General features: G+C 58.9%; 11 protein-coding genes. 3 read left to right on the top strand and 8 right to left on the bottom strand.

Features of this window, described 5'->3' with window-relative positions; translation table 11 throughout:
- Positions 1-125: 125 nt before the first annotated feature.
- The 8 genes from AC559A_RS17235 to AC559A_RS17200 all read right to left on the bottom strand — a co-directional run bounded on the left by AC559A_RS17235 (position 126) and on the right by AC559A_RS17200 (position 9,268).
- Positions 126-599, bottom strand: a complete 474-nt coding sequence (locus AC559A_RS17235) for a PIN domain-containing protein (RefSeq protein ID WP_498818937.1) — start codon at positions 597-599, stop codon at positions 126-128.
- Positions 596-853 carry a UPF0175 family protein gene (locus tag AC559A_RS17230; protein ID WP_498818936.1) on the bottom strand — a complete coding sequence of 86 codons (258 nt, stop codon included), beginning with the start codon at positions 851-853 and terminating at the stop codon, positions 596-598. The genes AC559A_RS17235 and AC559A_RS17230 overlap by 4 nt, the downstream gene beginning before the upstream one ends.
- Positions 854-1,040: 187 nt before the next feature.
- Entirely contained in the window at positions 1,041-2,738 is a 1,698-nt protein-coding gene (locus tag AC559A_RS17225) for a GspE/PulE family protein (protein ID WP_498818935.1), read from the bottom strand.
- 115 nt (positions 2,739-2,853) lie between these two features.
- Complete coding sequence (locus tag AC559A_RS17220) at positions 2,854-4,524, bottom strand: secretin GspD/PilQ domain-containing protein (RefSeq protein ID WP_498818934.1); 1,671 nt, start codon at positions 4,522-4,524, stop codon at positions 2,854-2,856.
- 40 nt (positions 4,525-4,564) lie between these two features.
- A complete protein-coding gene (locus AC559A_RS17215; RefSeq protein ID WP_498818933.1) occupies positions 4,565-5,074 on the bottom strand; it encodes a hypothetical protein in 510 nt (169 codons plus the stop codon).
- A gap of 10 nt (positions 5,075-5,084) precedes the next feature.
- Positions 5,085-5,645, bottom strand: coding sequence for a hypothetical protein (locus AC559A_RS17210; protein ID WP_498818932.1), 561 nt, complete (start codon positions 5,643-5,645; stop codon positions 5,085-5,087).
- Between the two features lie 4 nt (positions 5,646-5,649).
- Complete coding sequence (locus AC559A_RS17205) at positions 5,650-7,725, bottom strand: hypothetical protein (RefSeq protein ID WP_498818931.1); 2,076 nt, start codon at positions 7,723-7,725, stop codon at positions 5,650-5,652.
- Positions 7,726-7,840: 115 nt separating this feature from the next.
- Entirely contained in the window at positions 7,841-9,268 is a 1,428-nt protein-coding gene (locus tag AC559A_RS17200) for an AAA family ATPase (protein ID WP_498818930.1), read from the bottom strand.
- Positions 9,269-9,915: 647 nt separating this feature from the next.
- On the opposite strand from AC559A_RS17200, the gene AC559A_RS17195 reads away from it, so the two are divergent.
- The 3 genes from AC559A_RS17195 to folK all read left to right on the top strand — a co-directional run bounded on the left by AC559A_RS17195 (position 9,916) and on the right by folK (position 13,268).
- Entirely contained in the window at positions 9,916-11,115 is a 1,200-nt protein-coding gene (locus AC559A_RS17195) for a P-loop NTPase (protein WP_498818928.1), read from the top strand.
- Positions 11,116-11,514: 399 nt separating this feature from the next.
- Complete coding sequence (locus AC559A_RS17190) at positions 11,515-12,681, top strand: LL-diaminopimelate aminotransferase (protein ID WP_028571484.1); 1,167 nt, start codon at positions 11,515-11,517, stop codon at positions 12,679-12,681.
- 80 nt (positions 12,682-12,761) lie between these two features.
- Positions 12,762-13,268, top strand: coding sequence for a 2-amino-4-hydroxy-6-hydroxymethyldihydropteridine diphosphokinase (folK, locus tag AC559A_RS17185; RefSeq protein ID WP_498818927.1), 507 nt, complete (start codon positions 12,762-12,764; stop codon positions 13,266-13,268).
- Positions 13,269-13,502 lie beyond the last annotated feature (234 nt).

Raw genomic sequence — 13,502 nt, 5'->3', positions numbered from 1 at the left:
CGTGGAGAATTTCATCATGATAGTCTACCTAATCGCGGCTCCGATTCAGATATTAATAACATCATGAATTCCACATCAAACGTCGAAGAACCAAAAATGATCTGTAGAGGATCGGAGCCGACTCGCTATTCCCCCAGGTGACGGGCAATGCGAGTAACCAGAGAGGCATTATAGTGGATTCCTTTGCCTTGCATAAGCAATGCGGCGTCACGGAAGGAATTGATAAGTCCCATGCTCCTGGCTTTCGCCAGAACGCCCAATGTTCCCGTTACGCTGAGTCCGAGATATTCCGCCGTATTCCTGCCGATTCGTTCATCAATAAGGACTTTGTCAGCATTGAATTGTCGAGCAAGCAGTATTGTTTGCTTCTCGCCACGATCAAGCTCAAAAAGCATTGAAATGGTTGAGTTTCGCAAATCGGCAACAGGGATGATCCACGGAAGGTCCGCAAGAGGTGGAACGAAGATGGGTCCTCCTTGGGCGCATTCATCAACGACTGATTGCGCGACATGCACTTTTTCAAAAATTTTCGGCAAAAAATCCAGACTGTTGATGCAAGAAAGCGCAATAAACGGAGTCGTGTTGGAAAAAACGATCACAGCAGCGACACTTCCCTGGAAAAATCCGCTTCGTTATCTTTAAGCATGCTTGCCGATCCGTCTTGCATGGCTTTGATCAAGAAATGACTCCTAGGAATGCCCAGCCAGCGGGCCGCCATGCCTGAGGACAGTCTTCCTTCGCGAAAAAGGGCGATCGCTGTCTCGGTTTTGATCAGGTTGGCGAACTGATCAATATCCAAGTGGAGTCCAAGCAAGAGTTCCTGAGGACAGTCGATTTCTATTTGTCTGTTCATGTGCGGACAATCCTCCTCTTTATGCGCCGATTCTTGTATCTACTCAGCACATTTTGTATCCGCCCTTGCTCCGACCCCGACAACGGCATTACTCTATGCTGAATAGTTACCGATTCTTTTTGCCTATCTTCGTTCGGCTCGTTCCGTCAATGCTTCAGGATGCGCAAGCCGCTTCGCGTCCACCCGTTCACCCCAGCACGTTGGAAGCGGCCTCCTCGGCCGTGGTGATGCCTTTGGCCACCTTGACCGCGGCGTCGCGGACCAGGGGGCGGAGTTTGCCGGATTTGACTTGGGAACGGAAGATGTCCCGGGCCGAGGCCCGTTGGAGGATCATTTCCTGAACCTCGTCGTCCACGGTGAGCACCTCGAAGACTCCGGTGCGGCCCTGGTAGCCGACCTGGTTGCAGCGAGAGCAGCCCTGGCCGCGGAAAAAGGTGATCTTTTGGGTCCGGGCCAGGCCCAAGGCCTCCAGGATCGGCTTGGGCGGGCTGTAGGCTTCCTTGCAAAAGTGGCAGATCTTGCGCACCAAGCGCTGGGCGATCACCACCAGCAGGGTGGAGGCCACCAGAAAAGGTTCGACATCCATTTCCATCAGTCTGGTCACGGCCCCGGCGGCATTGTTGGTGTGCAGGGTGGAGAGCAGCTTGTGCCCGGTCAGGGCGGCCTGCACGGCGATTTCGGCGGTTTCGGCGTCCCGGATTTCGCCGACCATGATCACGTCGGGATCCTGGCGCAGGATGGAGCGCAAGCCGGAGGCAAAGGTCATTCCGGCCCGGCGGTTGAGCTGGACTTGGCGGATTTTCTCCACCCGGTACTCCACCGGATCTTCCAGGGTGATGATGTTCACGTCCGGCTGGTTCATCTGTTTGAGCAGGGCGTAGAGGGAGGAGCTTTTACCGCTGCCCGTGGGGCCGGTGGCCAGGAGCATGCCGTAGGGCCGGGTGATGGCCTCCAGCAGCTTGTTCCGATCCTCCTCGATCATACCCAGGTCGTCCAGGGTCATGATCTGTCCGCTGCGGTGCAACAGGCGCAGTACCAGGTTTTCCCCGTGAATGGTGGGCAGGGAAGAGACCCGGACATGGATTTCCCGGTTGTCCAGAGTGAAGGAGAATCGACCGTCCTGGGGCATGCGGGAGACGGAAATGTCCATGCCGGAGATGATTTTGATTCTGGAGACAATGGGCAGGAACACGTTTCTGGGCGGGGCCGGGACCTCCCGCAGCTTGCCGTCCACTCGAAACCGCAGGTGGACGATGGTCTTTTCCGGGCTGATATGGATGTCGCTGGCGTTCTCCCGAACGGCCTGGGCCAGAATGGAGTTCACCAGACGGATGATCGGAGCCTCTTCGGCCATGTCCTGCAGGGAAGACAGGGATACGGCTTCCGTGGTCTCCGTATCCTCGAAAATCGCCTCGTCGTCCAGATCCCGCAAGGCGTCGCCCATCTGGGTTGAGGAGCCGTAGATGCTGTAGATCAGGTCGGTCAGCTCCCGCTGGGTGCAGATGACCGGCTCCACTTCCATGTTGGTCAGGATTTCCAGGTCGTCCAACGTGTTCAGATCCAAGGGATCCGGCATGGCCACGTTGAGCAGGTTGCCTCGTCGGGCCAACGGGGCGACCTTGTTGCGACGGGCGAAGTCCTGGGGAATCAGGGCGGCCAGATGGGTGTCGACGGGGAACTTCTCGGGCAGGAATTTCTCAATGTTCAGCTGACGACTGATGACGTCGTAAATCTGCTGTTCCCGGACCACCCCCCGGTTGATCAGATACTCCCCGAGCTTGACCCCGGCTTTCTTCTGCTCCAGCAGGGCTTCCTTGAGCTGGGTCGCGTCGATCAGACCGGCGTCCACCAGCATGTCGCCGAGGCGTTTGCGTTCTCTGGCCATTGGATGGTTGGGTTTTAGGTCGTCCAAAAAGTATTGTCTGGTGTCAATTTGACCGCGGGAAATATGTTCATAAAGATGTTCATTTTCGGCTTTGATATTCTCGGCATCACACCGTTCATTGAAAGAAAGGCCGTGGGGCGGTGTTTTGAGACAGGGGAATCGACCGCTGCGGGATGATGGTCGGGGTGATGAAGATGAGGACTTCTTCCATGTCCAGCCTGGAAGCGTCGCGCCGGAACAGCGCCCCCAGCCCGGGCAGATCCTTGAGCCAGGGCACGCCGTCCAGGCGGCGGCTGGTCAATTCCTTGGTCAGGCCTGAAATGACCACGGTTTCTTCATTTCCCACCACGAGCGAGGTCTGGGTTTCCTTCTTGATGATGAATGGGTTGCCTTCCACCTGTCTGGTTAAATCCACTTCGTCCTTCTTAACCCTGATGTCCAGCCGCAGGTGCTCGGTGTCCACCACATGGGGAGTGATTTCCAGGCGCAGGACGGCGTCCTCGAATTTCACCTCTCTGTTGCCGTCCTTGTCCCTGGACACGTAGGGCACTTTCTCGCCGTTCTCCGTAAAGGCCATCAGGTTGTTCATGGTGGTGATGGAGGGCGAGGACAGGATGTTCAGCTTGCCGTCCTGTTGCAGGGCGGAAAGCTGAACTTCAAGGTAGTTGGGGCTGCCGGTGATGAATCCCAAGGTCAATCCGGTGAGCGTGGAGGTCAAGTCGGCGGGGAAGTTCCCGGCCATGCCGCCGCTGCCCTGGCCTTGATCGAAGAATGGGGGAGGCAGTTCCCCGGCGGGCCATCCTCCTGCCGGACCTCCGACGCCGGGCGCCACCATCCAGGGTTGATCGCCGGCGAATCCCGCACGTCGTCCGCCCCACTGAAAGCCGAGGTCCCGAGCCGTGTCCTTGGTGGTCTCCACGATGTGGGCCTGGATCAGAATCTGGGGTCGCGGGCGATCCAGATGCTCCAGCAAGGCGAAAACCTTGTTCGTGACGTTGCGGGGGGCCTGGAGCACCAGAGAGTTGGTTTCCGGGTGGGGGACGACGACGCCTTGCGCGCCCTCGCCTCCGTTGCTCCCAAGCAATTTGGTGATCATGCCGGTCAAGTCGTTGCCGGATGTTCGGGGCGTTTCGGACGTTCCAGTGCGTCCGTCCGTTCCGGCTGAGGGCTCCTGGCCGATATTCAGGTAACGCAGCTTGATCACGCTGGTGACCAGCGGCCCGGAATGCATCGCCTCAGCCCGCAACTTGGTGAAGTCCTGGGCCACGCGCTCCCGCTCCATGTCCTGCTTGACGTCGTCCACGGTGCGGACTTGCAGGATGGCTCCGTTCCACACGTACACCAGCCCGTGGGCGTCCGCCATGTTGCGGAAGGCGGTTTCCCATGGAACGTCGTCGATAATCACGCTGACGCCCTGCATGGCCCGGACGCTGGGGGAAAGGACCATGTTCACCTGGGCGGCCCGGGCCAGGGCCATGAGCAGGGTGGCCATGGGCGCTTCCTGCATGCGCAGGGAGACGCGCTGTTGGGGAAAAGGGGTGTCCGGGGAGGTTTCGGGTTCCGGGTCCAAAATCAAGGAAGCTTCCGGAATCTCGAAACGCGGTTCCAAGGGGCGGTCCGTGGGGGTGTGGGCCAGAGCCTGTTCGCTGAGTTCCCGCCAGTGATCCATGGGGTCTTCCTTGGAGGTGGAAGCGCAGCCCCAGAGCAAGACCAGCGTCAAGAGGGCCGCCAAAAACCCTGGAAAAAAAGCAAGGATATTGGCTTGGGTGCGGTCAGTATGCGTCATAAAGCCTTTGTACCGTTTCGGATGAATTATCCACAATTGATTACCAACTCGCGCCTTCCAGGTCCACCACCAACGTTCCGGTCACCGCGCCGGAGGGTGTGCGGCGTTGGATGACCACGGCGTCCTCGTGGGTTTCGGCCAAGTAGTAGCCTAGTTTGTCCAACTGGTCGCCGGTCTGGTATTCCCGTCCGTTGATCACCACGAAAAGATCCTGCCCGGCAATGTTGACGAACCCTTGATAAATGAACTCGGGAAATGATTCCTCCCCGCGTTGCGGGGCGGGCTCCTGTTCCAGGACCACGTCCTCAAGCCGCTGGAAGGGATTTCGCCCCCTGGAATCCAGCGCGGTTTCCAGGATGTACCATTCCAGGCTGTCCAGTCGGGAGCGGGATGCGATATCCAGGGCGCTTTGGGCAACGGCGTCGGCCGGGGAGGCTTCCTGGACCATGGGCGCGGGGGCGCTGGTCCGTCTGGAATCCAGGAAGACGTATCCGCCGTACAGCATTGCCGCAAGCATCAGGCCGACCAGAATTTTTTCACGCAGGGCCATCACGTCTCCGTCATCCTTTATCCATGGCGACAAGCAAGCGCATTCTGATTTCCTCGCCGGTCCGACCGCTGGAAATTTCCAGGTCCCGGACGTCCAGCAGCCAGGGATTGCCGCCCAGGGCAAGCAAAAACTCCCACAACCGAAACATCTCCCCGGACAGGGAGCAATCCACCAGCAGGACGCCGTCCCTGGCCAGAGCCGAAGCGTCGGGTCGGATGAAGCGGACGTCCAGGGAGGCTTCCTCGGCCATGACCCTGATGCGCGGCGCGGCTTCCTCCAGTTCGAGAACGGTTTCGCCCGTCAACATATCCGCGTGGAGCCTTCCGGGCAGAGGTTCGTCCAGGATGGCCTGGAGTTCTGCCTGCACGGGGCGCAAAGCCTGCTGCGTCCGGATCTCGTCCTGGCGCTGGGCGATCCCGCGGGACAGCCTCTCGCTTTCCATGCCGTGCGGCAGGACGAAAACGAACAGGAAAATGCCAAGGACGCCCAGGCACAGAATAAGCCAGGGGATATTGTTGCGTGAAGGCCGAAAGGCCGTCTTCATGGATTTCAGCGCGGCAAAGGAGGGCATTGTGTCATTCCCTTGACGCTACGGCGTCAAGCCGGGACGATGAGTTTGGTCTTGCGTGCATGGGCAGATGCAAAACGAAGCGCATCCGCTCCTCGCCGTGATTCCCGCTTTCCAGACGTTTGTCGTGGACCTGCGGCGGTTCGAACAGCGGCGAGCGCTGCAAGGCGATGATGTATCCGGCCAATGCGGTTTCAAACCCCATGGGATCGCCGACGATCATCCCGTCCATGACCAGGGCCTTGCCTCCCGCCACGGGCTCGGAAGACCGGGCGCGGGCATCGGCTTGCCGCCGCGCTCCCCCGTCGACCCGGACATTGAACAGGCGGATATGCTCCGGCGTCAGGGCCGCCACCTCCCGCAGCATGGCCAGGGTCTGCAAACGCGCGCTCAGGCTGCGCAGCTCCTCCTGCTGCTCCCGGATCTCGTTCGCGGACCGCATGAGCATGTCTTCACCAAGCCGGGGCGTGAATTCCGTGAGTTCCCGGTCCAGGCCGGCCAGGGTTTCTTGCTTGGCCGCGATGTCCTTCCCCTGAAACATGTAGACCGTGCTCAGAGCCAACAGCAGGATGATGGTCGTGACGAACATGGCCATGTTCACCCTGGTGACGGAACGGGCTTCCTCGTGCTGATGAAAGGTCGCCTGCAGGTTCAGGCAGTTGCCGGGCGTACAAAGGGCCAGAGCCAGGGCCAGATTGTGTTGGATGCGGTCCAGTTGCGTCGGAGGCGTTGTCGGCCCCCATTTGGGCTGCTGTTCCGGGTCGAGGGGATCCAGGGCCTGGGTGGGCACTCCGAGAATGCCCCAAAACACCTCGCGCATGCGAACGTTTACGGCCAAATCCCCGGATATCAGCAGCAGTTCCGTGCGCTCCTGATTCTGCTCGCGCGTGTTGTAGGCGAACGTCCGCTCCACCTGCTTGGCCAGACGTTCGCAGACCGGCGCGATCATCTCGAAAATCTGGTCGTCGGAAATGGCTTCCCAGGGTATGGACGAGACGTCCCTGCCGTTGGCCAGGGTCTGAATCAGCATGTTCATGGCCCGGTCCATGTCCAGCGGTTCGCCGACATGTTCGGTTGCCGGGGGCTTTCGGACATCTTCGGGGATATCAACGGACGAAAGCCGGGGCAGGGCGGTTCCGGTTTGTACCTCGTCGTCTTGAACCAGGGACGCCGCCATCGCCTCGACTTCGGCGTCCTCGTCGTCCTTGATGGAAACGTCCAGTTCAACCATGCCCCGCGCCGCGTCCGCCCGCCCCTGACGTGCTTCCTCCCGGCGACCGGCCAGACGTTCGTTGCAGTGCTGAACCAGGGTATCGGCCATGCTGCTCAATCCGGTCTTGACCAAACGGCTCATGACCAGATTGCCATCGGCGAAGATGTCGATGCGCGACCAGTCCTGTTCCACTTGCAGGGTAGCGAAATACGGCGCGTCGACATGGAGAAAGGGGTGGCGAAACATGGCTTGCAGAGCCAGGGGCGCCGGGGTCAGGCCGGCAAGAGGCAGGCCCGCCTCCACGAACCAGGATCGGGTCAGGGCAAGCTCTTTGCGGGGCGCCACGCAGCAGATCACGCTGTGCTTTACCGCCCCCTTATCCATGATCTGGCCCTGGACCTTGAAATCCAGAAGAAATTCTTTGTCGTCGAAGGGATTGTCCCGTTTTACCCGCCAGTACACGAGATCGTACAATTCCCAGGGCGGCACCTTGGGAACGAGGATATGTTGCAGTTGGGTCCGAAACGAGAAGACATGGCTCCAAATTTTCAAATCATCTGTACGTCCGCAGAGAGACTTGACTTCACGGCGCAGAAAGGCCGGAAAACCGGCGCTGCCCGGATTGGCTCCCTCAGGATAGGCTATGTCTCGAAAGCCAAGGATTTTCGGGGCGGCTTCAGTGTCCGCGACCAGCATCAGACGCAGCCCTCGCGGCGCGATGTCCACCCCCAGGCGTCGGCTTTTGGTCGTCCAGGGTCTGGGTATCCTGAAACGTGAAACCTTGGCCGTGGGGGAGGCCTGAGCTGTCGAGGATTCGTGTTTATCCCCGGAGCGGATGATGTGCAGCAGTTTTTCCGTGGCTTGGCTCATGATTGGTCATGGCAGTGGTTGGAGTGGATGGTCATGATTTGTAAACGTACGCTCTGGGGGATGCCGACTCATCTGGTGGAAGGCGTGCGGAATTGGCATTGCAAAAAATACTCCACTATTTCCAAACAGGTCGATAGCGGGTTCCTTCGGCTTCCACCACCACAGCCTCCAAGCCCTCGTTCACGCGGACTTCCTCGGCCTTCCGGACGGCCTTGTCCGAGGTGTCGAAATGGTCGATATACACGATGTCCCAGTGCCGCCCTTTGTAGAACACTCGGAGCATACCGGCGGAATCATGACGCTCGCGGATCGCGGTCAAAGCCCGTGTGGCGAAGTCGCGGGTTTGGAAACCGCCGATCTGAACATAAAAGCGCGAACCGGGAAACATTCGCCCTGTTTCGATGGGCTCCCTCTCCTCGGGCCCGAAGGTCGGTTCCGAAGGCGGGGCTTCGGGCGTGGCGGAGGCTTCGGCAAATGCTTCCGTTTCTTCCGCTTCATCAGGGCCGTGGCTTGGCTCGCTCGGAGGCGGATCGGCCTGGGTGGGAATCGGAGCCGAGAGAAACTCATGGCTGACAGGCTCTCTGAATTCCTGCGGCGTGACGGTTTTCCCGTCTTCCGAGGCGACGGGATCAGAGGGCGGAGCGATGTGCAGTCTTTCCGGAACGAGGATCAGGGCGGTGATCAGCATGGCCGAGGCAAGGAAAAGCAGGCCAGGATGCCGGTCCTCATCCCAGCCCAGGGGCCGGGCGCAGGCCAGCACGACGTTTCGATTCACCTTGGACTTGTTGGTGACGATCAAGGTCATCAAGGCCTTGTGCCCGAGATGCATGATTTTTCGCGGGGTGCCTCGAGACGCTCGGTACAAGGCCCAGTACGCCGGCCAGGTGAATAGCTCCCTGGAAGTGCCGGCAAGGCTGAGCCGATGACGAATCAGTGCCCTGGTGTCCCGGAAGTTCAAGGGCGTCAGTCGGCAAAACTCGTTGATTCTGTCCTGAAAGTTGGGCATTTCGGCCAGAACCACGTCGAATTCTTCCTGGGCGAAGATGATCACCTGCAGGAGCTTCGCGTCGTTGGTCTCGTAATTCAGCAGTTCCCTGATTACTTCCAGACAGGAAGGGGCGAGCTTCTGGCCCTCATCGATGATCAGCACCAGAATTCTCCGGCTCTCCTGGGCTTCCTGAAAAAGATGCTGCTGCAGGGCCTCCATCATTTCCCGGTGCGTGGCTTCCGGCGAGGGAGAGACGCGCAAAAAGCGGGTGTGCAGGGTGACGAGCAGTTCTCTGGCCGTGGAAAACGTAGGGTCGAGGATGAGGTGCGGAACAATGGCCGAGTCGTTGGCCATGCCCTGGATCAGGGTGCGGCAGAGTGTGCTCTTGCCCGAACCGATCGGCCCCAGGCAGACATTCAGGCCGCGGCGCAGACGAACGGCGATTTCCAGCCGATGCAAAGACTTGGCGTGGTTTTGGGATTCGAAGAAAAAAACTGGGTCCGGAGAGTTGGAAAACGGCTCCCTGGTCAATCCCAGCAATTCAAAGTAGTTCACGCAGAATATCCTTGCAGTACAGGGTCGCCCCTTGCCGCGGGAATTGATCAAGCTCGACGCGAAGCACGCCAACCGTGTTCATCATGAAAATCCGCACATTACCCGAGCCTTGCTCCACAGGCAAGAAAATGTGGGGAGAGTTCATGGTTTTCGGGCATTCGGGCATCAAGTATTATGAAGGCCACGCTCGGGCAGGGCCATTTTGTTCTCTGGAAAATGGCTATAATTTCAGAGTTGTATATTTCAAATCGTTCCCACGCTCCGCGTGGGAACGCACTTCCGGACGCTCCGCGTCCACTGAGGCCGCTGGAGCGGCCGCCGGAATGCTCCCACGCAGAGCGTGGGAGCAAGAGGTATGCTTGTTCGCTCCCGTTCCACTTCAATCCACATCCATCGCCCGGAGTTTTTGAGAAGTTCCATCGATTTCTGATAACATTCCGATTTCGATCACGATTTCGATTTCGATACCGATCCTGAGTGCCCGTGGTTCGAGAACAAAATTGCCCTGCACGCTCGGGGAAAAGTTGTTGATTCCGTTCAGAAAGCCGGGTAATTGTAAAGATGGCAGCTTTAAAAATTCCTGATGCCCGCACAGGTCGAACCTTCATTTCGGCGTTGCAACCAGTTTCATTGATGGCGCTCAACCCATGCTCGACAATACGACCGCACCTCGTTCGTCTGTTCAACAGGCACGCAAAGACGTCACGTCCCCGAAACGCAAAACCCGGACCATAGCCGTTGCCAGCGGCAAGGGCGGAGCCGGCAAGACGTCGGTGGCCGCTTGTCTGGCCTGGATATTGGCGGAGCAGGGACGAAGGGTTTGCCTGGTGGACGTGGATCTGGGCCTTTCCAATGTGGACGTGCTTCTGGGAATAACTCCCGGGCATACCCTGGAAGAGGTCGTTATCGACAACCTTCCCATGGAGCAGGCCATCACCAGGGTGCGTCCGGGTCTGGACGTTATTTCGGGCGGCTCGGGGATCGCCGCTCTTACGGAGATGACCAAGGCGAAACAGATCGATTTCTTGAAGAAAATCAAATCGCTGGACAGCTATGACTTTTTGCTCCTGGATAATGCGCCGGGAATCCATCGGCAGGTTGTCGCCTTTTGCCTGGCCGCCAGGGAACAGGTCATCGTCGTCAACCCCGAACCGACCTCTGTAACCGACGGATACGCACTGCTTAAGGTCCTTCGGCAGAACGGAATGCGTCGACCGCCTTATATCCTGCTGAACAAAGTTAAAGAGGGCATTGACCACGCAACGCTGATCAAACGCTTCGCCGCTGTCTGCAAAAAGCACCTGGGAGCGCTGATCCTTCCGCTGGGCGCCGTCCCCGAGGATCCCGTCTTCCATGTTGCTTCGACCCGGTCCGTGCTGCCCGTGGCCTTTCGGCCCCAAGCCCCCGGGTCCCTGGCCCTGACCCGGGTGGCCAACCTGATCGTCAAGCGCATGGCTCCGGAAACCCTGCATTCTCATTTCCACGGCTTCTGGGCTGCTTCGCTGTTCACGATGTTCCAGGGGCTGCACCTGCCCGCGGACGGAGCGTCCACGGCAAGCCCGAAGACGTCTCCCCCCTCCGCCGCGCCTCCGGCGTCGCCCGAAGCCGAAACGCGACCTTCGGTTCAGGACGTGGTTCAACGCCTGGACCACGTCGTAGCGGAGTTGGCCGACACAGTGGCCAAAAGCATACGGCATCCCCAGGCTTCCCCTTCGGAAGACGCTTCAGAGGCAGCGCACCGCTTGGCTCTTACGGCGGAGCGGTTGCAACGCCTCGCGGAAATCTGGAAGAAGGCGGCCATGTCCTCGCTCAAGGCTTCGACGGCCAACCCGGACGCGAAGCCATGAGCCCTTGGCTGAAGCGACAAGGCGACCTATTCTGAAGAGGTTTTGCTTGCCCCCCTTTTCGTCGCCCTCCTATGAGAAAGCATGGCAGATTTGTTTTCGTTCCTCGCCCACTATCTGAACGGTATCGAAATCGAAATCGAACGTCATGCCCAAGATGACGCAATCACCGGGTGATGCACAGCATTTTCCGATTCCGATTCCGATTTCGATCGCGATTGGATTTTGAGGAGAACAGATTTGTCCCCTTATGAGAAAGGCCTGGGTTTGACTTTACGAGCCACTCTTTACTAAACTTTTTTTTGGTGACGGCCATCCCGGTGGTTCCGGGAGGGCTTTTTTCGTTTTCACCGTCGACACGCCTTCAACCGAGAACCTTCAATATTCAAGGAGTTCCGAAGCATGCCGAATTTCAAGCCGGCGCGGCGCCTGGCGCAGTTGCCGCCGTATCTGTTCGCTGAAATTGACCGGGTCAAGAATGAAGTCAAGGCCAAGGGAGTGGACATCATCGACCTGGGAGTAGGGGACCCGGATCTGCCGACCCCGGACTTCATCATCCAGTCCATGAACAAGGCCGTGGCCAAGAGCGAACATCACCGCTATCCATCCTACTCCGGGCTGAACTCCTTTCGGGAGTGCGTGGCCAGATGGTACAAATCGCGCTTCGGCGTAACCCTGGACCCCACCTCCCAGGTGCTCAGCCTGATCGGCTCCAAGGAGGGTTTGGCCCACTTCCCCCTGGCCTTCGTGGACCCCGGCGACCTGGTCATGACCTCGACGCCCAATTATCCGGTCTATCCCATCGCGACCATGTTCGCCGGCGGCGAGACCCATTTCGTGCCGTTGACCGAATCCACGGATTTTTTGCCGGATTTGGACGCCATCCCCGAGGACGTGTGGAAACGGGCCAAGATTTTTTTCCTGAACTACCCCAACAACCCCACCTCGGCCATGGCCCCGCGAAGCTTCTACGAGAAGCTGATCGCCAAGGCCCGGGAGTTCGGGACCATCCTGGTTCATGACGCCGCGTATTCGGAAATGTACTACAATCCGGCCAACAAACCGCTCAGCATCCTGGAAATCCCCGGTGCCATGGACGTGGCCATTGAGTTCCATTCCTTGTCCAAGACCTACAACATGACCGGCTGGCGCGTGGGCATGGCCGTGGGCAATCAGGAGTTGGTGCAAGGCCTGGGCAAGATCAAGAGCAACATCGACTCCGGCATTTTCCAGGCCGTCCAGGAAGCCGGGATTACCGCCCTGGATCACGGCGAGGCCTTTGCCCAGGAGATGCGGGACATCTACAAGGGGCGGCGGGACGTGGTGGTGGCGGAACTGGCCAAGATCGGCCTGGAGTGTCGCTCCCCGGAGGCCACGTTCTACGTCTGGACCAAAGTCCCCCAGGGCCGCGATTCCACCGGCTTCGTGGCCGAGGTGCTCCAGAAGACCGGAGTGGTGGTCACGCCGGGCAACGGATTCGGCACGCCTGGAGAGGGGTACTTCCGCATCGCCCTGACTGTGGGCGAGGACCGTCTGCTGGAAGCTTTGGCCCGGATCGCCAAGCTGTAATGATGGCAGGGGAAGGGGGGAACATACTGTTTCCCCCTTCTTTTTCTTGAACTGATCGAAATCGATCTTTACTTACGGGCATGACGCAATCCCGGACCACGCGGGCGTTCATCAGCCTGGGCTCGAACCTTGGGGACCTGGAAGACAATCTGCGGCAAGCCCGTGAAACGTTGAATCGGCTGCCCGAGGTCCGGCTTGATTCGCAATCCACCGTCTATTTGACGGAACCCCAGGACGTCCGGGATCAACCCTGGTTCGCCAATCAGGTCGTCTCTTTGGACTGCGGGCCTGCCTGGACGGCCCAGGAACTCTTGCGAACGCTCCTGGAAATCGAAGACCGGATGGGGAGGGTCCGCGAGCGAGACAAAGGCCCGCGAATCATCGATCTGGATCTGCTGCTTTTCGGCTCACAGTGTTACGATTTTCCTGAGTTGACCCTGCCGCATCCGCGCCTCCGTGAAAGGGCCTTCGTCCTCGTTCCCCTGCGCGACATCGCCCCGGAACTCGTCTTTCCCGACGGGACAAATCTGTCCGAGGTGCTTGATCGTTTATCGTTCCATGTCCGGGGGCGCGGCATTTATCAGTAGGGACAGAGGCTGCTTTGAGGAACAAGTTTGATGTTTCGGAACTACTCAGCACAGAGTAATTCTGTTACCGGGATCGGAATCGGGATCGAAAACGCTGGGATGCGTTCTCAATTCTTTCTGTTTCGATCCGGCTCCGATAGCGAAGCGCCGACCCCGATACCGATTGCCGGAGCAAGAGCGGACACAAAATGTACCGAGTAGTTACGATTTTTCATGATCGACCTTTTACTGAAT

Source organism: Desulfonatronum zhilinae (genome assembly GCF_900182865.1).
In the GTDB taxonomy this organism is placed as follows: domain Bacteria; phylum Desulfobacterota; class Desulfovibrionia; order Desulfovibrionales; family Desulfonatronaceae; genus Desulfonatronum; species Desulfonatronum lacustre.
Note: the sequence above shows the minus strand (reverse complement) of the source record. Positions and strands in the feature narration are given on the sequence as shown.

Bases quoted from the DNA above. Each gene is read 5' to 3' on its own strand.
- AC559A_RS17195 (WP_498818928.1), top strand. From the start codon at position 9,916: ATGCTCGACAATACGACCGCACCTCGTTCGTCTGTTCAACAGGCACGC.
- AC559A_RS17225 (WP_498818935.1), bottom strand. From the start codon at position 2,738: ATGGCCAGAGAACGCAAACGCCTCGGCGACATGCTGGTGGACGCCGGT.
- AC559A_RS17215 (WP_498818933.1), bottom strand. From the start codon at position 5,074: ATGGCCCTGCGTGAAAAAATTCTGGTCGGCCTGATGCTTGCGGCAATG.
- AC559A_RS17190 (WP_028571484.1), top strand. From the start codon at position 11,515: ATGCCGAATTTCAAGCCGGCGCGGCGCCTGGCGCAGTTGCCGCCGTAT.
- AC559A_RS17230 (WP_498818936.1), bottom strand. From the start codon at position 853: ATGAACAGACAAATAGAAATCGACTGTCCTCAGGAACTCTTGCTTGGA.
- folK (WP_498818927.1), top strand. From the start codon at position 12,762: ATGACGCAATCCCGGACCACGCGGGCGTTCATCAGCCTGGGCTCGAAC.
- AC559A_RS17205 (WP_498818931.1), bottom strand. From the start codon at position 7,725: ATGAGCCAAGCCACGGAAAAACTGCTGCACATCATCCGCTCCGGGGAT.
- AC559A_RS17220 (WP_498818934.1), bottom strand. From the start codon at position 4,524: ATGACGCATACTGACCGCACCCAAGCCAATATCCTTGCTTTTTTTCCA.
- AC559A_RS17210 (WP_498818932.1), bottom strand. From the start codon at position 5,645: ATGCCCTCCTTTGCCGCGCTGAAATCCATGAAGACGGCCTTTCGGCCT.